This is a genomic window from Halorubrum ezzemoulense (assembly GCF_004126515.1).
Lineage (GTDB): Archaea > Halobacteriota > Halobacteria > Halobacteriales > Haloferacaceae > Halorubrum > Halorubrum ezzemoulense.
Genome location: NZ_CP034941.1, coordinates 140,716 through 160,615 on the forward strand (window position 1 = coordinate 140,716; position 19,900 = coordinate 160,615).

The 19,900-nt window shown below is 59.8% G+C and carries 20 protein-coding genes and 1 pseudogene; 7 read left to right on the plus strand and 14 right to left on the minus strand.

Going from position 1 to position 19,900, the window contains the following annotated elements:
* The first annotated feature begins 6 nt into the window (after positions 1–6).
* From EO776_RS16300 to EO776_RS16315, 4 genes are all read left to right on the plus strand, one after another.
* Positions 7–2,034 (plus strand): ABC transporter permease, encoded by a 2,028-nt coding sequence (locus tag EO776_RS16300; RefSeq protein WP_094520144.1) that lies wholly within the window; start codon positions 7–9, stop codon positions 2,032–2,034.
* Entirely contained in the window at positions 2,027–2,791 is a 765-nt protein-coding gene (locus EO776_RS16305; RefSeq protein ID WP_094520143.1) for an ABC transporter ATP-binding protein, read from the plus strand. Before EO776_RS16300 ends, EO776_RS16305 begins: the two co-directional genes overlap by 8 nt.
* A complete protein-coding gene (locus EO776_RS16310) occupies positions 2,788–3,510 on the plus strand; it encodes an ABC transporter ATP-binding protein (RefSeq protein WP_094520142.1) in 723 nt (240 codons plus the stop codon). Before EO776_RS16305 ends, EO776_RS16310 begins: the two co-directional genes overlap by 4 nt.
* A gap of 95 nt (positions 3,511–3,605) precedes the next feature.
* Positions 3,606–4,007 carry a universal stress protein gene (locus EO776_RS16315; RefSeq protein WP_094520141.1) on the plus strand — a complete coding sequence of 134 codons (402 nt, stop codon included), beginning with the start codon at positions 3,606–3,608 and terminating at the stop codon, positions 4,005–4,007.
* 96 nt (positions 4,008–4,103) lie between these two features.
* On the opposite strand, the gene EO776_RS16320 is transcribed toward EO776_RS16315, so the two are convergent.
* Positions 4,104–4,853: an IclR family transcriptional regulator gene (locus EO776_RS16320; RefSeq protein WP_217900610.1), complete on the minus strand. Its 750-nt coding sequence runs from the start codon at positions 4,851–4,853 to the stop codon at positions 4,104–4,106.
* 926 nt (positions 4,854–5,779) lie between these two features.
* Here EO776_RS16320 and EO776_RS19830 point away from each other — a divergent pair.
* Positions 5,780–5,854, plus strand: a pseudogene (locus EO776_RS19830) (hypothetical protein); the annotation flags it as partial.
* On the opposite strand, the gene EO776_RS16325 reads toward EO776_RS19830, so the two are convergent.
* The 4 genes from EO776_RS16325 to EO776_RS16340 form a co-directional block, all read right to left on the minus strand.
* Positions 5,839–6,860, minus strand: a protein-coding gene (locus EO776_RS16325; RefSeq protein WP_129452578.1) for an IS630 family transposase whose coding sequence is annotated in 2 segments (ribosomal slippage) — positions 5,839–6,354 and positions 6,357–6,860 — 1,020 coding nt in all. Because the reading frame shifts where the segments join, the coding sequence is not laid out codon by codon here. The pseudogene EO776_RS19830 and the gene EO776_RS16325 sit on opposite strands and share 16 nt — an antisense overlap.
* 141 nt (positions 6,861–7,001) lie before the next feature.
* Positions 7,002–8,009 carry an IS110 family RNA-guided transposase gene (locus EO776_RS16330; RefSeq protein ID WP_129452579.1) on the minus strand — a complete coding sequence of 336 codons (1,008 nt, stop codon included), beginning with the start codon at positions 8,007–8,009 and terminating at the stop codon, positions 7,002–7,004.
* A gap of 236 nt (positions 8,010–8,245) precedes the next feature.
* A complete protein-coding gene (locus EO776_RS16335) occupies positions 8,246–8,695 on the minus strand; it encodes an HVO_A0114 family putative DNA-binding protein (protein ID WP_176455000.1) in 450 nt (149 codons plus the stop codon).
* A 24-nt stretch (positions 8,696–8,719) separates the two neighbouring features.
* The gene (locus EO776_RS16340) at positions 8,720–9,058 is read right to left on the minus strand and encodes a toxin-antitoxin system TumE family protein (RefSeq protein WP_176454999.1); all 339 of its coding nucleotides are present in this window, start codon (positions 9,056–9,058) and stop codon (positions 8,720–8,722) included.
* Between the two features lie 107 nt (positions 9,059–9,165).
* Here EO776_RS16340 and EO776_RS16345 point away from each other — a divergent pair, with 107 nt between their 5' ends.
* A complete protein-coding gene (locus EO776_RS16345) occupies positions 9,166–9,360 on the plus strand; it encodes a hypothetical protein (protein WP_246041560.1) in 195 nt (64 codons plus the stop codon).
* Positions 9,361–9,617: 257 nt separating this feature from the next.
* Here EO776_RS16345 and EO776_RS16350 read toward each other — a convergent pair whose 3' ends face one another.
* Complete coding sequence (locus tag EO776_RS16350) at positions 9,618–10,934, minus strand: RNA-guided endonuclease TnpB family protein (RefSeq protein WP_094520093.1); 1,317 nt, start codon at positions 10,932–10,934, stop codon at positions 9,618–9,620.
* Positions 10,935–10,977: 43 nt separating this feature from the next.
* Here EO776_RS16350 and tnpA point away from each other — a divergent pair, with 43 nt between their 5' ends.
* The gene (tnpA, locus tag EO776_RS16355; RefSeq protein ID WP_094520095.1) at positions 10,978–11,376 is read left to right on the plus strand and encodes an IS200/IS605 family transposase; all 399 of its coding nucleotides are present in this window, start codon (positions 10,978–10,980) and stop codon (positions 11,374–11,376) included.
* Positions 11,377–12,149: 773 nt separating this feature from the next.
* On the opposite strand, the gene EO776_RS16365 is transcribed toward tnpA, so the two are convergent.
* The 8 genes from EO776_RS16365 to EO776_RS16400 form a co-directional block, all read right to left on the minus strand.
* Positions 12,150–12,671, minus strand: coding sequence for a 3-isopropylmalate dehydratase small subunit (locus tag EO776_RS16365; protein WP_094520092.1), 522 nt, complete (start codon positions 12,669–12,671; stop codon positions 12,150–12,152).
* Positions 12,668–13,981: a 3-isopropylmalate dehydratase large subunit gene (locus EO776_RS16370; RefSeq protein ID WP_129452580.1), complete on the minus strand. Its 1,314-nt coding sequence runs from the start codon at positions 13,979–13,981 to the stop codon at positions 12,668–12,670. Before EO776_RS16370 ends, EO776_RS16365 begins: the two co-directional genes overlap by 4 nt.
* Positions 13,978–14,922, minus strand: coding sequence for a hydroxymethylglutaryl-CoA lyase (locus EO776_RS16375; RefSeq protein ID WP_094520090.1), 945 nt, complete (start codon positions 14,920–14,922; stop codon positions 13,978–13,980). Before EO776_RS16375 ends, EO776_RS16370 begins: the two co-directional genes overlap by 4 nt.
* Complete coding sequence (locus EO776_RS16380; protein WP_094520089.1) at positions 14,919–16,178, minus strand: CaiB/BaiF CoA transferase family protein; 1,260 nt, start codon at positions 16,176–16,178, stop codon at positions 14,919–14,921. Before EO776_RS16380 ends, EO776_RS16375 begins: the two co-directional genes overlap by 4 nt.
* Positions 16,179–16,354: 176 nt before the next feature.
* Positions 16,355–17,749, minus strand: a complete 1,395-nt coding sequence (locus tag EO776_RS16385; RefSeq protein ID WP_094520088.1) for a dihydroorotase — start codon at positions 17,747–17,749, stop codon at positions 16,355–16,357.
* A complete protein-coding gene (locus EO776_RS16390) occupies positions 17,746–18,411 on the minus strand; it encodes an isochorismatase family protein (RefSeq protein WP_099288848.1) in 666 nt (221 codons plus the stop codon). The genes EO776_RS16385 and EO776_RS16390 overlap by 4 nt, the downstream gene beginning before the upstream one ends.
* A 73-nt stretch (positions 18,412–18,484) precedes the next feature.
* Positions 18,485–19,483 carry an LLM class flavin-dependent oxidoreductase gene (locus EO776_RS16395; RefSeq protein WP_094553328.1) on the minus strand — a complete coding sequence of 333 codons (999 nt, stop codon included), beginning with the start codon at positions 19,481–19,483 and terminating at the stop codon, positions 18,485–18,487.
* Positions 19,480–19,857, minus strand: a complete 378-nt coding sequence (locus EO776_RS16400) for a nuclear transport factor 2 family protein (RefSeq protein ID WP_094519991.1) — start codon at positions 19,855–19,857, stop codon at positions 19,480–19,482. Before EO776_RS16400 ends, EO776_RS16395 begins: the two co-directional genes overlap by 4 nt.
* Positions 19,858–19,900 lie beyond the last annotated feature (43 nt).

A 19,900-nucleotide genomic window follows, 5' to 3' on the forward strand; every position in this document is an offset into this window, starting at 1 on the left:
CCCACCATGGTTGCCCAAATTGTCGAACAACTGATAAACGGACTCACACTGGGAATGGTGTACGTTCTCCTGGCCGCCGGACTCTCGGTTATTTTCGGCGTGATGGACGTCATCAACTTCTCACACGGAGAACTATTCGCACTGGGTGCGTACTTCGCGTTAAGCATCATCGCGCCGCTGGGGAGCGGCATCGGGTTCTGGGTAGCACTGCTCGCCGCCCCACTCATCGTTGGCGTCATCGGTGCCGGAATCGAGCGGGTCACTATTCGGCCGCTATACGGTCGTAATCCGCTCTACCACATTCTGCTAACGTTCGGGCTCGTCCTCATCATCAACGACCTCATCAAATTGATCTGGGGAACCGAACAGCAACAACTAGTCGTGCCAGACTATCTCACCCAGTCAGTCAGTATCTTCTCGATTCAGCTCTCGCTGTATAACTACTTCATTATCGCATTTGCGGGGGTGCTCGCAGCCAGCACTTGGCTCCTGCTCAACCGGACGAAGTACGGGATGATCATCCGGGCCGGCTCACAGGACCGCCAGATGGTCCGCAACGTCGGCATCGACATTGACCGCTACTACACGCTCGTGTTCGGATTCGGTGCCGCGCTCGCAGCAGTCGCCGGCATCGTTCTCGGTGGCTACCAGAGCGTCTCCACGGGCATGGGAAATAGTGTCATTATCCCCGCGTTCGTCGTCGTCGTCTTGGGCGGCCTCGGGAGCTTCCGCGGTGCGGTCTTCGGTGGGCTCCTCGTTGGCGTCGTCCAGACAATGATGCGCGTCTATAACGGCGCGACGCTCTTCGAACTCGGTGGGTTTGCGCTGACGATTCCCAACCTACAGGGGCTAACGGTGTTCCTGCTCATGATTGGGGTGTTACTCGTTAAGCCACAGGGACTATTCGGGACTCGAGGCGACGAATCTGAGAGCGGGGAGGGTGAGATTCTCGTTGGGTCGAGTGGTGGGTTACTCAGCGACTCAACGAGAACCAAACTCGGTCTAGTGTTCATTGCGGCGATGATCGTCTTACCAATCTTGCTGTTGTTCACCGGCAGTCGCTACTACGTGCTCGTAATGAACAATATTCTCATCTGGGCGATCTTCGCGTTGAGCCTTGATGTGGTGATGGGCTATGCAGGGCTAGTCCCGCTTGGCCACACGATGTTCTACGGTGTCGGTGCGTACACCTCCGCGCTTGTGATGTTGCACTTCACCTCATCGTTCGTCGTAGCGATCGTCGCTGCGATTTTCATCTGTGCGGTCATCGCTTGGATTGTCGGGAGCCTCTCTATTCGAGTGTCGGGTGTGTACTTTGCGATGATCACGCTCGCGTTCGCCGAATTGTTCTACAACGCGGTGTTCCGATTGGGATTCACGGGAGGCAGCGACGGCCTGCTTGGATTTGAACCGACGATGGGTATCGCCGGACTCGGCGTCCCTCTCTCGGAGATCAGTTTTGTGTTCATGGGCTACGAGATCGATCAACAGATTATTTTCTACTACATTGGACTACTACTCGCCGTGCTGGCGTTCCTGTTCGCGCGGCGTATTATGAACGCCCCATTTGGCAGTGTAATCCAGTCAATCCGAGAGAGTGAGGAGCGCGCGGAGTTCATCGGCTATAACACGGTCAAGTACAAGCGCCGTGCCTTCGTTATCAGCGGCGGGATCGCTGGATTGGCCGGTGGGCTCCTTGCGGCGAGTCCATCAACCTTTGTCATCTCACCTGACCAGACCCTTGCCTGGATTCACTCCGGTGAGGTAATTGTTATCGCTCTGTTAGGTGGAATGGGAACGCTCTTCGGCCCGATGCTCGGCGCCGGTGCGTTCTTCGGCGCTGAAGAAATACTCTCGCAGTACACCGAACAGTGGCGGATGATAATCGGCATCATCTTTGTGTTGTTCGTTATTTACGTTCCACGTGGTCTCGTCTCGGTCCCGTCGCTGGTCGTCCAGCGACTTGATCGGTTCGGGGAAGGCGGCAAACCCGGTATTGGTATCGACGAATCGGAGGTTCAATCAGATGACTGAGGCAGTACTGGAAACCGACGGGTTGACGAAACGCTTTGGCGAGCTCACCGCCGTCGACGACATCTCGTTATCAGTCGAAGACGGAGAGTTCCGCAGCGTCATCGGCCCAAATGGCGCCGGTAAGACAACAACGTTCAACCTAATTACCGGTGCGCTGAAGCCCAGTGACGGGGCCGTGCTGTTCAAAGGCGAGGATATCACCACCATGTCCCCGCACGATCGCGTTCGACGCGGCCTCGGTCGATCGTTCCAAATAACGAACGTCTTCGGCGGTCTTACCGTCCGTGAAAACGTACGGGTCGCGGCACAGTCTGTGTACGACGATGATATCGGTCCCGTGTCAGCAATGTTCCGTGACAAGAACAGCTTCGACGGTATCACCGAGCAGACAGCGGAGGTACTGGAGCAGATCGGGCTTCAGCACCGAGGCGAGGAGAAGGCCGAAACGCTTGCATACGGCGATCAGCGTCGCCTCGAGATCGGGCTGGTCCTCGCAACTGACCCCGACATAGTCATGCTCGACGAACCCACGGCGGGAATGAGCAGCGAGGAAACGCAGTCGACGATGGACCTCATCAGCGAAGTGCTTGCGGACCAGTCGCTGATGCTCATCGAACACGACATTGACCTCGTTATGCGCGTCTCTGACAAAATCACCGTGTTGACGCGTGGACAAGAACTCGCCACCGGGACACCGGAGGAGGTAGCGAACAATGAAGACGTTCGCGACGCGTATCTAGGGGGTGCACGAGAATGAGTGACAAGCTTCTTTCGATGGAAAACGTACAGGCAGGGTACGGCCTGACGCAGGTGTTACAGGGTGTAAACCTCGACGTAGAGCAGGGGAGCGTCGTCTCACTAGTCGGACGCAACGGCGTCGGTAAGACGACAACGCTGCGTTCTGTCATCGGTAACATCTCACCAACCGGCGGGACCATCACGTTCGACGGCAAAGATATCACATCGATGAGTACGGAACAGACGATTCAGAGCGGCATCGCGTTTGTTCCCGAAGAACGACGCATCTTCTCGGAGCTCACCGTTCGTGAGAACATCGAGATGGGGCGGCTCGGTGTGGATGCCAGCGACGGCCCGTCCGTCGACCAAATCCTCGACATGTTCGAGAATCTCAAAGAACGCGAGAACAGCCACGGGTCAGTTCTCTCGGGCGGGGAACAACAGATGCTCGCCATTGGGCGAGCACTGACCGCAGACCCTGATCTTCTCTTGCTCGACGAACCTACGGAGGGGCTTGCACCCTACGTTGTCAGACAAATAGAGGAGATAATCCGGGACCTACACGATCAGGGGATGACGATTCTCGTGGTCGAGCAGAACATTCCCATCGCGCTCGACGTCTCCGACTACACATACATCTTGGAAAAAGGGGAAATTGTCCACGAAGGGATCGCTGCGGACGTGCGAGAAGACCAGGAAGTACTCGACAAACACCTTGGCGTCGGGATGGCAGACTGAGCGCGGTCCCTTTTAATTGCATCAGACGGCCAAATAGCGGTGGAAACCAGCAGAGTAGCGATACATACTTTACACTAGTCACTAAATAGTGTTATATGAAAGAACTGCTATTAGGTATCGACCAGAACGTTGACCGAGCGGTCAAACAAGCGGAAACAGTTCTCGATCTCTTCGAGGCTGACAACATTCACGTCTACTTGCTGCACGACTTTGGCGAGAATCCTGAAGGGGCCTCAGTCGTTCAAGTCACTTCAGTAAAGCGTGCGAAGGAACTCTTCGAGGAAGCCAACGTTCCGGTCGACCTCCGTGAAGGCAGTGGGGACCCGGCAGAGTCTATCATCCAACACGCTGAGGAACTGGACGCTGACGCTATTTGTATTGCAGGTCGGAAGCGTTCACCGGCTGGAAAGATGCTGTTTGGGAGCGTCTCTCAGTCTGTGATTCTGAATGCTGACCGCCCGGTCCTGACCTGTAGCACGCCTCATGAGTCAGAGTAGGAACTGTTTCTAATACGAGTTCGTTCACAGTGGTAAATCCTTTGCACGCGGCCGCCCATCGCGATTATCGTCTTTTAAGTCTCGAACGATTCGGACTCATTGGTGAGATAGGTTCACGCGGAGTTCGCCGGTGACTCCTCGAATAAGATCCGCATAATCTCTCTTGATGCGATCGTCCAAGCGGTCGACAGGGCTCGAGATACTGATCGCTCCATAGATATTCCCAGAGGTGTCGGTGAGCGGCGCACCAACCCCTGTGACACCAGTTAAGAAGTACTCCGTGCCGTATGCAACCCCTTCTTCCTGTATCTCTCGCAACTCTGTTTCCAAGTCTGCGCGGGTCCGACCATCGGCAAGGGGGAAACTGTAATTGTCGAGAATCGCCTCAAGACGCTCTGTTGGGAGCACAGAGAGAATGGACATTCCACCAGCCAGTTCGTAAAGTTCGGATTGCTGCCCGATCCGCGAGTTCGTTCGAATAGCACGCTTCCCTAATGAGTTTGCAAGGAACACTGCCTTGTCATTTTCTTCAACTATCCACCAAGCCTTCTCGCTAGTCTCCTCTGCGATCTCGTCCAATTTCGGAACGACCTCGTCGTACATTGCCTGCGCCTCCCGAATGTCCATACCGATGTCTAGAAATCGGAGACTGAGACGGTATTGCCGGTTGGAATTCTGTACCACGTATCCCCTGTCTCTGAGGGTCGATAGATGGGCGTGGACGGTACTTTTCGGCATCCCCAACTTCGTGGCGAGGGCCGTAACGCTCGCTGTTGTCTCATATTTGAGCGATTCAACGATATCCAGCATTCGCTCGTCTGATCTAATTGTATTTTTTGTTGGCATACCACTCTGTGGGGACAAATTAACATAAAATTATTCACTGTGAGTGAACAATCTCTGCGAGATAGCGGCGTCCTACTTTTAAAGAGGTCTGCTCCGGTAACGAATTTTCGACTATTACATTAGATAAAATTTGAAATAAAATTAGCTCTCTCCAGCTTTTCTGTCTTCTGCTCTGATGGGATGAAAGCCTGCTAAGTCCCCAGAGTGCGTAAAGAGGTACTGGGGTGGTCAAAGGCCGATGATTCAACAGCGTCTTCGAACGCGTGGCTCTGATTGGCCTACGTGCCAAGGAAGCACCATCATGGGAGGCCGACCGGATGCTAGCGGCATCCGGGCGGCGAGCCCGAATAGGTGTTGCTCTATTTACGCACACACCACCCATCAGCGCAGCAGCTCGTATCGATCTTCCAGATGCTCGATCACACGGAGGAACCTGAATCCACAAGAGGTGAGCTACTGAGGGCCGCCGAGCCGGCGGCCCTCATCGGCCGGTCACAGCGGTTGTGAGCCACAGCTGAATCATTCACGTTTTGACCGCCTGCCGGCCGGTTTCTGAGCAGTCACCGTGACTGCTTGCGGTTTCTCTCTATGGACACGGTCGGGTCGATCTTGGCGAAAAATATAGTATCGCAGACGTGGTTTGTTGCGCTAGCAGGCTTTCATAGGTGTTGAATCCGATGACTGCACGGGGATCACGATCTCTGAAGAGGCGATTATCTCACGCTTCGTCATCGAGGTGTTGGATCGCTCCGCCCAGTGACCTTGGTCCTCACTCTCTCTGTCAAGATTCCATCTCTGAATTCACTCGACAGCGCTCCAGAACCGAGTACAGAGTGACCCGATCCCACCGCCTTCTGCGGATTCAACACCTATGAAAGCCTGCTGGCGCAACAAACCACGTCTGCGATACTATATTTTTCGCCGGGATCGATGCCGAGCTTGGTCACGAGAGAAAACTACAAGCAGGCACGGTGATAGCTCATACTCACGGACATAAATACGTAAACACATCTGGGATTTCGACCCGGTTGAGTGCAGAGAGAGCAGCCTCACGCAGATCGTCGAGTGTGTCAAACAGGCGGTTCCCAAGTTCTTGATCAAGTTGTCTCCAACACTCTTCCGCGGGGTTCAGCTCCGGTGAACCCCGCGGTAGGTAACAGAGTTCTATCGGTGTACCTTCAGCAAACTCTTGGACCGTGTTCGCCGTGAAATACGAGGCGTTGTCCAAAACGACGCAAATCTTCTCGCCGAATTCAGTCTGAAGTGCGTCAAGAAGTCGAATCGTCGTGTCGCTGTTAAAATTCCCTGCACACGGCAGGAAGAACGTATCACCGCCATCGCTGACTGCACCAAGCAACTTGATACTATCCCACGCGCCCGTCACCGGCAGTGACGGGCGCTCCCCTTCCGGAAACCACGCATAAATCAACGTCGAGAGAACCTGTCTCGTCTGATCGATGGTCAGGATCGTGTATTCGTCGTCCAGGTCGTTGCGCTTTTTTTGAAGCCTTCTTTCCAGGCTTCTTGGGCTCTCTCGTCGGATTTGTAGAACTCCGGCCGGGCTGTCTTCCAAGACAGCCCGGCCTCAGACATCAATCGTCGGACGTGCCGCTCACAGTACTCAACGTCAAACTCTTCGGCGAGATAGTGACGAGCTAGTGGAACAGACCACGCGGGCACGTCTAGTCCAACTTCTTCGGGTGAGTCGTGAAGTACCTCAACGAACTGGTCGTGCTGTTCATCAGAGAGTTCGGATGGTCTGCCTTCACGCGGATCGTCATAGGCGACTTGCTCGACCGGCTCATCGGCGAGCCGGTCGAGCCGGCCAACCCACCGAGACAACCATGGACCGGTGTATCCGTATCGTTCAGCAACCTCCGCCATCGTTGCATCGTCTTCTTCAAGATAGTTGATCACCGCCATTAGCCGCTGTGTCGGCTTTTTATCTTCGACCTCCGCGAGAGCGTCGCGGAGGTCGTCAAGAGTGGCGGCGTCAAGCGTGGACATACTTGCTAATCACACTCTAACCTAAAGAATATTTAGCTGACAGTATCAGGGAACAGCCGGCAGGCGGTCAGAACGTGAACGCGTTAGCTGTGGCTCACACCCGCTTCGACCGGCCGATGAGGGCCGCCGGCTCGGCGGCCCTCAGGCACTCACCTCTGGTGGATCGTACACCTCCTCACGCTCTAGCATATGGAAGATCGACACGAGCAGCTTTCGCGCCGTTGCGACGATCGCTATCTGATGGTTCTTCCGCTGTTTCAATCGAGCGTAGAACCGGCCAAGATATGGATCGTTACACCGGTGAACCGCTGTTTGAACACACTGAACGAGGATCCAGCGTAAGTCTCCACTTCCGCGCTTCGAGATCGATCCTTCCGTCCGCGAGTCAGGCGACTCGCGGACGACTGGATCCAATCCCGCGTAACTCACCACCTGCTTTGCCTCGTTGAATCGGTCGATCTCACCGATCTCCGAGGTGATTAGCAGCGACGAGTAGAAACTCACGCCAGGAATAGTCATCAACAGCTGCGTCTCCTCAAGAGACGCAGCAGTGTCCTCGATCAACGATTCGAGTTCCTCGATTTGACTGGTTAACTCGTCGATGATCGAGAGGAACGACTCCATCAGCTGATCGCCGACGACACCGAGCGAGAAATCCTCGCCGGCGAGGATTTCTCGCCCGTTCACACTGAACGGATCCCAGTCGTAGGTGATCCCGTGTTTGTCGAGTAGGGCGTGGACTTCGTTTTTGAAGTCCGTGCGCTTTTCGACGAGTCTCTTCCGGCCGCGCACAAGTGCGCGGCGCTCTCGGAGCTCTTCGGACGGGACGTAACTCTCAGCGATCATGCCGGCTCGGCGAAGTTGCGCGAGCAACTTCGCGTCGAGCCGGTCGTTTTTCACCTCAGCATAGCCGATCGCCTTGGTTTGTGTGGGATCTGCGACAACCACGTCGAGATGTTCGTCGAGGGTGTCGTAGACCGTGTAGTAGTTGCTGGTTGCTTCGAGCGCCGCTTTGGCTCCAGCGTATTCTTCGGCAACGTCGTCGAGATTCGCGTTTGTGACGCGAATCTCTTCGACGACCTCGGCATCGTCGTCCAAAACAGCGACGTGCGACTCATCTTTATGAAGGTCGATTCCGAGGTAGTACATGGTTCCTGTGAGGCGGTTTGTGCGTGAAGGGAGCCACACCTATTCGGGCTCGCCGCCCGGATGCCGCCGGCATCCGGGCGGCCTCCCATGATAGTGCGTCCTTGGCAGGTAGGCCAATCAGAGCCACGCGTTCTATGACGCTGTTGAATCATCGGCCTTTGACCACCCCAGTACCTCTTCACGCACGCTGGGGACTTAGCAGGCTTTCATCCCATCAGAGCAGTGCAGAGAGGATGTCAAGGCGTGGCAGCCGGTGTGTCGCCAGCCTCTGGATCGAACGGGAGGTTGATCAAGAGTTCGTCGAACCAGACGACCGGGCGCTTACTCTGACCGTTTTCCTCAAAGAAGATGATACCCAACTGGGCGAGGCGGCTGAGTTCCTCGTGGACGTTCTTCACGTCCCGGTCAACGACCCGTGCGGTTTCGTTGATGCTGGCTGGCTCTTCCCTGCGGATAGCTTCAATGAGATCAAGGACACGCGGCGTCAGCGTCTCCATAAGATCGTCGTAACTGGTGAACGAGAGCGTCGGTGTGAAATCCACCGCGTCGCCTCGTTTGAGCGCCTCGATCCCGTCGGTGATGTCGCCGTGGAACTCACTGGACGAGTTCACGGTTACGACGAGAGTTGATTCGGCCCGAAGCTGTTCACGCTCCATCGGGTGCAGCGGCGGCGTGGTGTCGTTCATGGGTATCACCGTGGTGAGATGGTCTCACTTGACCTCGAGCTCGGACTTCGGGATTTCGCTCCAGAACCGTTTCCAGAGTTCGACCATTCCGGGAAACGTGATACTATCTGGGTGAGGGTCTGGTGCGACGTGTAGTTCGTGCCCTTTGGTGTCCTCGTGCGAGTTGTCGTACCGACGAATCGTCCCATCATCAAGCGTGCGGGGCGGGTCCGGCTCCGTCGCGCCGTAATGAAGCTTGTAGGCCCACCCAGACGGGTACGCATCGCGATCTGTCCGCATACAGAACACGCGGACTACAGCCCCATCGGGGTACTTTCGACCCTCACTCACGCCATCGAGGTCGTCGTCGGTCAGTGAGGCCATCCTCATCCATTGGTACATAGACCAATAAAATAAGTATATTGGTTTGAGGACCAACAGTAGTCGTCACACTCCCAATACTCGTACTTCTGGCAGACATGTCCACGCCGATGGGAATATACCGGTTCGAGCTCCTCCAAAGTATCTTGATCGAGCGCCCGCATAGCATCCGCCGGCTGGCCTCACTCCGTGCGGGGCTGGAAGCCGTCGGTGAACGAGCGGGACTCGTCGGCGTGAGCGACGAGCCACTCCTCAACGCTCTCGATCAGCGCGAGGTGAACGCGGACTGTGGCGTCGAACCGTGAAGCGTCTCGGTCATAGTCGGTCGGTCAGGTCACCCCCTCTGGGGCAAACCCTCGTCTCCGGCTGAGGGCGATAATGTTGCCTGCGTCTATCAGCCCGTCAGTGGGGGTGCGGAAGCGACCTCGCCGCTGTTGGCTGGTCCGTGGGCGCAACGCGTGTGGAGCGAAGACGACTCGCGTGATGCGTCCGCGTCGACCCTCCTCAATCAAAGTAAACGACCACGGGTCGGGTGACCCGTGGCTTTTGTTGTTCCCTCAGCCTACGTCGATAGCACTCCACGCGACACGATGTCGCGGGATGAGGATGGGCGATTTACTGAACGCCCCGACCCAGACAGGCTCACCTTCCGAACAAACGGTTGGGTTTTGCGAGTCCGGTAATTAACTGATTCAACGTCTACTCCAGCGTGTTTCGCCCACGCTCGCCACGCCACGTTCACGCTCGCGTTCCGGTCAGCATGGTCTTGCTGAACTTCACACGAATCATTCGTACATCGGAACCGCCGACCCTGACGGTATCCCCGATGACCACAACACGAACACGCCTCCGAATTGTACGGCGACTCGACCGTCTCACACGGAATCTGGTTCCATGTCGCTTTATATCGAACCTGTTGCTCGAACTTGTGGAACGGCAGTTTGTGCAGACGACGATTCATGTACGTGCCGTACTTGATGACGTCTCGAATTCCGCTCAAGTCCTCGAACACGATAACCGGGTCCGGGAACTGTTGTGCGAACTCCACCACGACTCGGGACATCCGGTGAAGAACCCACTCGGTGTAGCGTTCTTCTTTCTCTCCGAGTTGGTGGTGGATGGAGTGTTGGCCGTGTTCTTGACAGCGTTTCGTGATGGTGTGGTAGCGTTGGCGTTCGGCTTTCACCGAGCCGTAGTCAAGCACGAGTGTTCCGAGCGTGTCCATCGTCTCACGAGTGAGAGCGGCGAGGGCGATGTTGCGCTCGTTAATATCGACGCCGACCAGTGTGTCCGCGTCTTCAGGTTCAGGCAATTTGACTTCTGTTTTGACCGTGACGTGTAGGTAGTACACGCCATCTCGGTACAGGAGTTCGGCCTGTCCCAACGACCATTCGTCTTCAGTTAAGGCTGACTCGATGAGGTTGAGGTCTTCCGGTCGTCCTCGAAGGCGTCCTTTCACCTTCTTGTACGGCTTCGGACTCACACGGAACCGAATACGGTCAGTCTCGTCGTTGTGGGTGAGTCGATAGCCTTCGGTGTGTGCCATGACGAGCGGGTATGTTCCCTCCTTGTCCGTGGCCGGTGGCGACGGTTTCCCGACGTTGGTGTCGTCTTGGTCGTGCCACCAGTTGAGGAGTTCTTTGTAGGAGTCCCACGCTTGCAGGGCTTTCCCGACAACCGCGCACTTGTTGTTCCGAAGGAAGTCCTCGCGGTCAACTTTCTTCTGAATCTTGGTGCGTGAGTAGCCGTCTTGTTTGAGTCGGAGTGTGTCGTTGGCGATGTCTCGTGCGGTGTAACGGGCATCTTTGAGCCACGATCGCTTACCAGACTCTATGCAGAGTCGAGTACGTGCGGTCTTCGTGACTTCTTCGATACCCATACCTTGACTATCGGATCAAATGATAATAAACGTAGGGATTCGGATGGGTAAATACAGGAGTCATACACATACGATTAGTTTGTGTAAGTATCATTTCGTGTGGTGCCCGAAGTATCGACACGGGATGTTGGAGTTAGTTCGAGACGAGCTTGCGGAGTTGTTCCGGGGGACTGCCGAGCGGTTCGGTCACGAGATTGTGTCGATGGAGATTGCCACCGACCACGTTCACTTGTTCGTGGGGGCCGACCCGAAATGGAGTCCTGCCGAGATAGCGAAGCAATTCAAAGGTTACTCGGGACGAACGGTTCTCAAGCGCCATCCTGAACTCAAACAGCGGTACTTCTGGGGAAGTGGCCTGTGGAAGGATGGCTACTACGTCGGGACGACGGGTACAGTTTCCGAGGACGTGGTTCGTCGGTACATCGAGGAGACGGAACATTAGGCGAGCGTACGCGATTCACCCACGGGTCAGGTGACCCGTGGAACTCTCGCTGTTTTCTTTAGATTCTCTGGAGTGAGAGGCGACACCCGAGTCGGCGATGAAGCTCGATATCGGACTCTATCTGGATAAATTATCATTTTTGGATACAGTATATATTCTTTAGAGGTTGGGCATCGACCGGCATCGGACCACCGTTCATCGGAGGGCTCAGAAAGCTGAATCAGGAGGTTAGCGGGTCGATCGAAGTTGTAGATCCTGATGGCGAGAAGGTCCTTGATACCTCGTTCGACGTCCCCTTGACCGAGTTAGACGGTGAATATAATATCGTAACATACGCCGACGTGTGGACTACTATCGATGAGTACAAGTTGACTTGGAGCTCGCGGATGCGGTGATAACAGGGGTCTCACGGCTGAATAAGCAATTTCGATTACTAGTATTGAAGAGGAACTTGTCGCTATCTCTATTGACTCAAACGATCAAAATGAACTGATCGCGCTTCGAGTCAGAGAGTCGTTCTCAGATCTTGGGTAGACAAACGAGATCGGCGAACCGGTATCAAAGATTTTTGCGAGTGTTCGTTTGACAGCGTGTTCCCAGCCCATGTCAGCAACAAACAAGACAATAATTTAAAAATGATTATGTGTATCTTAACACACCAGCTTCGCTATCTATTTTGACTGCGTTCGACGACGCACCGACCCGGCGGTGTCGAACGCGAAGGCGACACGCCCTTGACTACACTGACCGGCCCCGACCCACGTTCCACGTCCTCACTCGGTCCCGAGTTTTGCTCGCGTGTACGGTTCGAGGCCGCCGCTGTCGACGAGCGACTGGAGGAACTCCGGCAGCGGGTCGGCGTCGTACCGCTCGTCGGCGGTGTGGTTGATCACTGCGCCCTCGTCGAGTCGGAAACTGATCTCGTCGCCGTCGTCGATCCGGTCGGCGTCAGGACAGATCAACACGGGTAGCCCGAGGTTGATCCCGTTCCGGAAGAAGATGCGGGCGAACGACTGCGCGACGATGCCGTCGACGCCGGAGCCCAAAAGCGAGAGGGGAGCGTGTTCGCGTGAGGAGCCGCTCCCGAAGTTGTGCCCGCCCACGACGAAGTCGCCGTCGGCGACGTTCGGCGCGAACTCCGGCCGGAGGTCGTTGAAGGCGTTCTCGCCGAGTTCAGCTGGGTCGCTGGAGACCAGGAATCGCGACGGGATGATCTGGTCGGTGTCGATGTTGTCCCCGAACGTCCACGCCCGGCCGGGTTCGGTCGTGTCGATGTCGCGGTCGGCGTCGCTCATGCGCCCACCCCATCGAGGACGTAGTCGTCGTACCGGTTCAACTCGACCTCCCGCGGGTCAGTTATCTCGCCGTACAGCGCCGACGCGCCGACGGTGGCGGGGCTCGCGAGGTACACCTCGCTCTCCATCGATCCCTCGCGGCCGGGGAAGTTGCGGTTCGCGGTGGCGAGACAGACGTCGCCGTCGCCCAAGACGCCCTGATGCGTGCCGAAACAGGAGCCGCACCCGGCGCTCTGGACGATGGCGCCGGCGTCGACGAACGTCTCCATGACGCCGGTGTGCATCATCTGTTTGTACACGGATTTCGAGGCTGGGACGACGACCATCCGCGTGTCGGGGGCGAGCCGCTCGCCCGCGATGATGTCCGCGACGATCCGGATGTCCTCGTACCGCCCGTTCGTACACGTCCCGACGAACAACTGGTCAATCTCCGTGCCGACGACCTCGTCGACGGGGACCGCGTTCTCCGGGTTCGACGGCGTCGAAACCTGCGGCGAGAGCGACTCGGCCCGGTAGGTGTGGACCGCCTCGTAGTCGGCGTCGTCGTCCGGCTGCGTGTACGCCGGTATCTCGGGGCGCTCCCCGGTCTGCGCCTCGAGGAATTCGACGGTCCGCTTGTCGGGCGCGACGATGCCGGCCTTCCCGCCCATCTCGATCGCCATGTTTGAGAGGACGAGCCGCTCGTGGATCGGCATCGACTCGACTGCCGAGCCGCCGTACTCAGCGGTCATGTACGTACAGCCGTCGAACCCCACGTCACCGATGAACTTCAGGATGAGGTCCTTCGCGTACACCCCGTCGGGGAGGTCGCCCTCGACCTCGAACCGGAGCGTCTCCGGCACCCGGAACCACAGCTCGCCGGTCGCGAGCGTCGTCCCGAGGTCGGTAGAACCGACGCCGGTGCCGAAGCCCCCGACGCCGCCGAAGGTGGTCGAGTGCGAGTCCGCGCCGATCACCAAGTCGCCGGGGGAGACGAACCCCTCTTCGACGAGCACCTGGTGGCAGATACCGTCGCCCACGTCGTACTGCTGGGCGCCGTACTCGTCTGCGAACTCCCGGACGATGTTGTGGTTGTTCGCGGCCTTGACGCCGTCGGCCGGCGCGTGGTGGTCTATCGTGATCACGGTGTTGTCCGGGTCGACGAGCTCCGGGTCGTCGCCCGTCACGTCCTCGAAGACCTCGAAGGTCAGCGGCCCCGTCACGTCGTGGGTCATCATCACGTCGACCGCGGCCTCCACGTAGTCCCCGGCCCGTACGTCGTCTCCCGATTTCTCCGACAGCAGCTTTTCCGATATGGTTTTTCCGGTCATGCGTTGTCCTCCGCGACGGTCGCTAACACGCGGTCGACGGTCCCACCCATCAGGACGTGGCTCGTCGCCCCTAGGTCGAGTCGGTCGGCGACCTCGTGAGCGACCGATTCAACGCGCTCAAAGTCCGCACTCGTTTCGAGACCCATTCTACTCAGCAGTTGGACGAGGTCCTCGGTCGGCGTGTTGCCGACGCCGGAGAGCCCGTCCGGCAGGACGACTCCTCCGCCGAGCCCGCAGTGCGACGCGTCGAACCGGTCGACGCCGCACTGCATCGCGACGAGGGTGTTCGCGAGGCTCATCCCGTTCGTGTCGTGGAGGTGTAACCCCGCGTCCAGGTCCGGGTGGCGGTCGAACACCGCCGTGTACATCTCCTCGATCTCGACCGGGTCGGCGAGCCCCATCGTTGTCGCCAGCGTCACCTCGTCGACGCCGGCGTCGACGACGCGGTCGACGACCGCCAGCGTGTCTTCCATGGGAATCCGCCCCTCGTACGGGCAGTAGAAGCTGGTTCCCATCCCGGCTTCGACCTCAATGCCCGTCCCCTCGGCCATCGCGACGATCTCCTCGACGCCTTCGAGAATCTCCTCGACGGTCATGTTCTGGTTGTGCTCGCTATACGTTTCGCTGACCGTCACAAGGGCGTTGACTTTGTCGACACCGGCATCGATCGCTCGCTCCATCCCGACCGCGTTCGGGACCAGCGCGCGGTAGGTCACGTCGTCATAGCGCTCGATGCGCTTTGCGACCTCGTCTGCGTCCCGCAATGTCGGGACCGCCTTCGGATGCGTGAAGGATGTGATCTCGATCTCGTCGACGCCGGTCTTCGAGAGCTCGTCGATGATGTCGACTTTCTCGTCGGTTGGGACGAACTCGTCGAGCCGTTGGAACCCGTCTCGCGGGAGCATCTCGACTAAGGTCACGTCCTCGGGGTACTCGATCATATGACGTCCTCCGCGTCGAGCTCCGCGAGCGTTTCCTCGTCGTATGACAGCCGCTCGCCGTACACCGCCTCGTTGTGCGCGCCGAGCGGCGGCCCGAGGTGCGAGATCGAACCGGGCGTCTCGGAGAGGCGCGGGACCGTGTTCTGGACCGCGCCGGTCCCGATCTCGTCGTCCGGGACCTCGACGACCGCGTCGCGGGCCTGGTAGTGCTCGTCTTCGATGATGTCGGCCACGTTGTAGATCGGCGCGATAGTCGCCTCGTACTCCTCGAACCGGTCGATGACCTCCTCGCGGGTGTGGTCGTCCATCCAGTCTTGGATGGCCGCGTCGAGCTCCTCGACGTTCTCCAATCGCTTCTCGTTGTCGGCGAATCGGGGATCGTCTTTTAATTCCGGCCGCTCGATGGCGTCGAACACCCGCATCGCGATCGGCTGTGCGCTCGCCGAGATGGCGACCGCCCGGCCGTCGCCCGTCTGGTAGACGTTCCGCGGCGCGGACGACGTAGAGCGGTTCCCCGACCGCTCTTCGATCTCGTCGAGCTGCTGGTAGCGGAGCGGCTGCGGCCCGATGAGCGAGAAGATCGGTTCGATGAGGCTCGTGTCGATGTACTGCCCGGAGCCGCCGTTCGCGTCGCGGTTGTACAGCGCGAACGCGACCGCCATCGTCGAGAACATCGCCGCGATGCCGTCCGCGAGCCCGGTCGGGGGCAGCAACGGCTCCCGGTCAGGGTAGCCGTTGAGGAACGCGAACCCGGACATCGCCTCCGCGAGCGTGCCGAATCCGGGGCGGTCGCTGTACGGCCCCGTCTGCCCGAACCCGCTCAGCCGGAGCATCACGAGGCCGGGGTTGAGCTCGGAGAGGTGGTCGTAGCCGAGGTCCCATCGTTCGAGGGTGCCCGGCCGGAAGTTCTCGATGAGCGCGTCCGCGTCGGCGACCAGATCCTCGAAGACGACTTTGCCTTCCTCGGTGGAGATATCGAGCGTCACCGACTGCTTGTTGCGCCCGAGATACTTCCACCAGAGCCCGACGCCCTCCTTCTGCGGCCCGAAGTGGCGCAGGTGGTCGCCGGTCGCCGGGTGTTCGACCTTGATCACGTCGGCGCCGAAGTCCGCGAGCAGGCGCCCGACCGTCCCGATCGAGATCATCGAGCCGGCCTCGATCACGGTGACGCCATCGAGCGGGCCTGCGGGGGCGTTGGTCTGTTCGTCGTCTGCGGCGTCGTCTACACCGCCGTCCGTAGCCGCGTCGCGGCTCATCGTCGCCTTGTGCGTGTCTCGGCGGCGCCGTGTGCGGCGCGCGCCGGTCGGTTCGTCGTCGGTTGGATGCTGTGTCGTGTCATGTGCGTGTGTCCGTGTTCTTGGGTGGTGGGTCGCCCGCGCTCGATCCCGACGGGGAGCGGGCGAGCGGGCGACAGCGATCGGGGCGAGAGCGGTTAGATCGGGCGGTCGATGTGCGTCCCGTGGCCGCGCTCGCCGACTACCTCGCCGTTTTCGTAAGCGACCTGTCCGCGGACGACCGTATGGGTCGGCCACCCGGTCACGTCGCGTCCCTCGTATGGGGAGTAGTCCGCGCCGCTTTGGAGCAGTTCGGGGGTCACCGTCTTCATCTCGTCGAGGTCGACGATCACGATGTCGGCGTCGGTTCCGACCTGAATTGAGCCCTTCTTTGGATATATATTGAACGCTTTGGCGGTGTTCGTCGACGTCACCTCGACCGCGCGCTCCAGCGAGATGCGTCCCTCGTGGACGCCCTCGGAGAGCATGAGCGGGAGCAGCGTCGCCGACGAGGGGAAGCCGGGGAGGCTGTCCGGCACGTCCTCGCCTACCTTGTCGTCGCGCAGGTTGGCACAGTGGTCAGTGCCGATACAGGAGATAGTCCCGTCCGCGACCCGGCTCCATAGCGTCTCCTGGTCTGCCTCCGACCGGACCGGCGGGTTGACGTTGTGGCGCTCGTCGCACTCCTCGGTCGTGAGACAGAGGTAGTGCGTACACGTCTCGCCGGTGATCTCCCAGCCCGCGTCGTGGAGCATCGCCAGTTCGTCGGCGGTCCGCCCCGCCGAAACGTGGACCGCGTAGAAGCTGTCGTCGTAGTCGTGTTGGCGGGCCAGCGACCCGCTCGCGGTCATGCTCTGTGCCTCCGCGTAGTCCGGGAACTGGTCGACCAACACGTCGTAGCCGCGGTACTCTTGGTCATCGTCGACCGCGGAGTCGAGGTATGGGTTGTCTCCGAGCGCGCTCGTGATCTCCATGTTCTCGGAGTGGTGGCCGAGCGTCGTGGGCGCGTCCTGGGCGGCGAGTTCCTGGATGAACGCGTCCGCCCAGTCGTCGTGCATCTCCGAGTCGGTGCCGAACTTCTCGGGCGCGACATCCTTGTAGTTCTTATACCATTTAAACGACGTAATCCCCAGCTCCTCGACGATATACGGGATTTCCTCGATGTGTTCAAACGAGAGCAGCCCTAACGAGAAGAAGTAGTCGTGGTAGTAGTTCGGCTCTGCCTCGGCGAAGTAGCCGTCCATGATCTCCTCGTAGGAGCCACCCCGCCGGAAGTAGTTCCCGATGGTCGTGACGCCGCCGACGAGGTCGGATCGCGACTCCGTCTCGGCGTCGGCGTCGAGGCCACGGTAGATCCCGTGGTGGGTGTGCGGGTCGATGGCGCCGGGGAGGACGTGTTTCCCTGTGGCGTCTATCTCCCGGTCGCCGGAGAGGGTCCCCGGGCTCGCGATCGCCGAGATCGTCTCTCCGTCAGCGGCCACGTCCGCCTCGAAAACGCCGAGTTCGGGCGTGACGACCGTACCGTTCGCGACGACGAGGTCGTGGTCGGTCATGCGTCGATCCCCTCCACCCACGACTCCACCTCGTCGCGTTCGAGCACCTCGGCGTACTTCATCCACAGGTCCATCAGGGCGATCTTGTGGCTCGCCTCGATCCGGTCAAACAGACACTCCTGTGGCAGGACGACGTTAAAGCCGTTCTGTTGGGCGTCAATCGCGGTCGCGCGGACGCACCCGCTCGTGGAGTTGCCGACGATGATCACGGAGTCGTGCCCGCCCCGGACCAGCCGCGAGAGGAGGTCGGTCCCGTAGAAGGCGGAGGCGTACGACTTGTTTATCACCGTCTCGCCCTTTTCCGGCTCGACGGCCTCGACGATGTCGAGGTCCTCGTGATTGGGGTCGTCGTAGCTCGACGGGACGACTCGCGTGTACGTGACGGGAACGTCTCGCTCGCGAGCGAACGCCAGGAACGGCTCGATGTGGTCGATCGCGTTCCACGCGATCTCGCCCATCGCGGTGCGATACTCCTCGACGGCGTCGAGGATCGGCTCGTCGACCCCGACGACGAGTCGCTGCATGTCGATGACCAGGACCATCGGATTCGTGCCCATCCCGCGGGACTCCCACGAGGACGCGCCTTCCTGGTCGTACCCGGCCGCGGAGATGACCTGCTTGTCGCGCTCGGTGAGCAGGTCCTCCCAGATGCGTTTAGTCATGTGAACGAGTGGCAGTATGTCGAGCAGTCTGATAATTCTGTGGGTGGGTGGAGGCGGGACTGCGGGTCGGCGGCTACCGCGAGGGCGCGAACGCCGCCAGCGTCCGTTCGACCCACTCCCTGTCGCTCCCGGCGGGCGCGCGGACAATCGGGAGGTCGACGCCGATGTCGCGGAGGTGAGCCAACTGCGCGCGCGCCTCTGTCGGCGTCCCGACGACCGCGAGGCGGTCGAGGAGCCCGTCGGCGACCGCGTCGGCGCCGGCTTCGAGCGAGGGGGCCGCACGGACCGCGTCGACGACCTCTTCGTACCCCGCCTGTTCGGCGGCGCGGTCGTAGTACCCCGGAATGTCGCGCAGGTAGTAGGCGACGTGTTCGGCCGCGGCCCGCCGTGCGCGCGCCGGGTCCTCGTCGACCGCGGTCAGCACGTACATCGCCACGTCGATTTCTTCCGGATCCTTGTCCGCGCGGGCCGCGCCGTCGGCGAGCCACGTCAGCGCCTCCTCGAACTGCGAGTCTGGGTAGAGGTTCGGCACCCAGCCGTCGGCGAACTGCCCGGTGAGGCGGACGTTTGCCGGCCCTAGCGCGCCATTGTAAATGGGGATCGACGCGCGTTCCGGCTCGAACGCCTCCCAGAACGCGGTCCGAGACGGCGAGAAGAACTCGCCGTCGAACCCCTCTGGGTCGCCGCACAGATACCGGCGCACCAGCTCGATGTACTCGTCCATCCGGGGCAGCGGGCGGTCGAAGTCGGCCCCGTGGAACCCCTCGACGACGCCGGGATGCGCCACGCCGAGCCCGAGGATCGCCCGCCCAGCCGAGTGCGCGTCGAGGGTCGCCGCCGCCTGCGCGATGGCGGCTGGGGTGCGTGAGAACACGTTGACGATGCCGGTCGCGAGGCCGATTCGGTCGGTGTGGACCGCCCAGCGTTCGAGTTTCCCGAATGCCGACTTCCCCTGGCCCTCCGCGGCCCACGCGCTCTCGTAGCCGAGTTCTTCCGCGCGAACGACGAGGTCGGGCTCGTCGCGCAAGGCAAAGAGGACGCCGATGCGATCGGTCGTGTCCGCGTCGCTCACGGCTTGACTACCTCCTCGACCGCGAGGTCGTTGTACACGTCGAGCCGGGCGATCGCGCCCTCGTCGACTTCATACACGTCGACGTACCGCACGTCCTCGAAGGGCTCGCCGTCGTTGTCGACGCCGTGGAGCGTCCCCTGGCTGACGACACGGTTCCCGGCGACGGTCCAGCGACCGAACGCCTTGCCGGCGCGCTCGTACCGCGGTTCAAGGAAGGCGAGGAACGAGGCCGCGGCTTCGGGCCCTGAGAACCGTGCGCCGGGGACCGTGATCACGGCGTCGTCGGCAAACAGCTCGCCAACGGACTCGCGTTCGTCCGGGTCGGACATCCGCTCGAAGAACTCCTCGACCGTCTCGCGTGGCGTTCGGGCCATGGTTCTCATACACACCCAAAGAGATATAAATGAAACCATCATG

Bases quoted from the DNA above. Each gene is read 5' to 3' on its own strand.
- tnpA (WP_094520095.1), top strand. From the start codon at position 10,978: ATGGGTAAATACAGGAGTCATACACATACGATTAGTTTGTGTAAGTAT.
- EO776_RS16300 (WP_094520144.1), top strand. From the start codon at position 7: ATGGTTGCCCAAATTGTCGAACAACTGATAAACGGACTCACACTGGGA.
- EO776_RS16380 (WP_094520089.1), bottom strand. From the start codon at position 16,178: ATGAGCCGCGACGCGGCTACGGACGGCGGTGTAGACGACGCCGCAGAC.
- EO776_RS16330 (WP_129452579.1), bottom strand. From the start codon at position 8,009: ATGTACTACCTCGGAATCGACCTTCATAAAGATGAGTCGCACGTCGCT.
- EO776_RS16370 (WP_129452580.1), bottom strand. From the start codon at position 13,981: ATGACCGGAAAAACCATATCGGAAAAGCTGCTGTCGGAGAAATCGGGA.
- EO776_RS16315 (WP_094520141.1), top strand. From the start codon at position 3,606: ATGAAAGAACTGCTATTAGGTATCGACCAGAACGTTGACCGAGCGGTC.
- EO776_RS16390 (WP_099288848.1), bottom strand. From the start codon at position 18,411: ATGACTAAACGCATCTGGGAGGACCTGCTCACCGAGCGCGACAAGCAG.
- EO776_RS16385 (WP_094520088.1), bottom strand. From the start codon at position 17,749: ATGACCGACCACGACCTCGTCGTCGCGAACGGTACGGTCGTCACGCCC.
- EO776_RS16345 (WP_246041560.1), top strand. From the start codon at position 9,166: ATGGGAATATACCGGTTCGAGCTCCTCCAAAGTATCTTGATCGAGCGC.
- EO776_RS16335 (WP_176455000.1), bottom strand. From the start codon at position 8,695: ATGAACGACACCACGCCGCCGCTGCACCCGATGGAGCGTGAACAGCTT.
- EO776_RS16400 (WP_094519991.1), bottom strand. From the start codon at position 19,857: ATGGCCCGAACGCCACGCGAGACGGTCGAGGAGTTCTTCGAGCGGATG.
- EO776_RS16365 (WP_094520092.1), bottom strand. From the start codon at position 12,671: ATGAGCGACGCCGACCGCGACATCGACACGACCGAACCCGGCCGGGCG.
- EO776_RS16320 (WP_217900610.1), bottom strand. From the start codon at position 4,853: ATGCCAACAAAAAATACAATTAGATCAGACGAGCGAATGCTGGATATC.
- EO776_RS16305 (WP_094520143.1), top strand. From the start codon at position 2,027: ATGACTGAGGCAGTACTGGAAACCGACGGGTTGACGAAACGCTTTGGC.
- EO776_RS16375 (WP_094520090.1), bottom strand. From the start codon at position 14,922: ATGATCGAGTACCCCGAGGACGTGACCTTAGTCGAGATGCTCCCGCGA.
- EO776_RS16310 (WP_094520142.1), top strand. From the start codon at position 2,788: ATGAGTGACAAGCTTCTTTCGATGGAAAACGTACAGGCAGGGTACGGC.
- EO776_RS16350 (WP_094520093.1), bottom strand. From the start codon at position 10,934: ATGGGTATCGAAGAAGTCACGAAGACCGCACGTACTCGACTCTGCATA.
- EO776_RS16340 (WP_176454999.1), bottom strand. From the start codon at position 9,058: ATGGCCTCACTGACCGACGACGACCTCGATGGCGTGAGTGAGGGTCGA.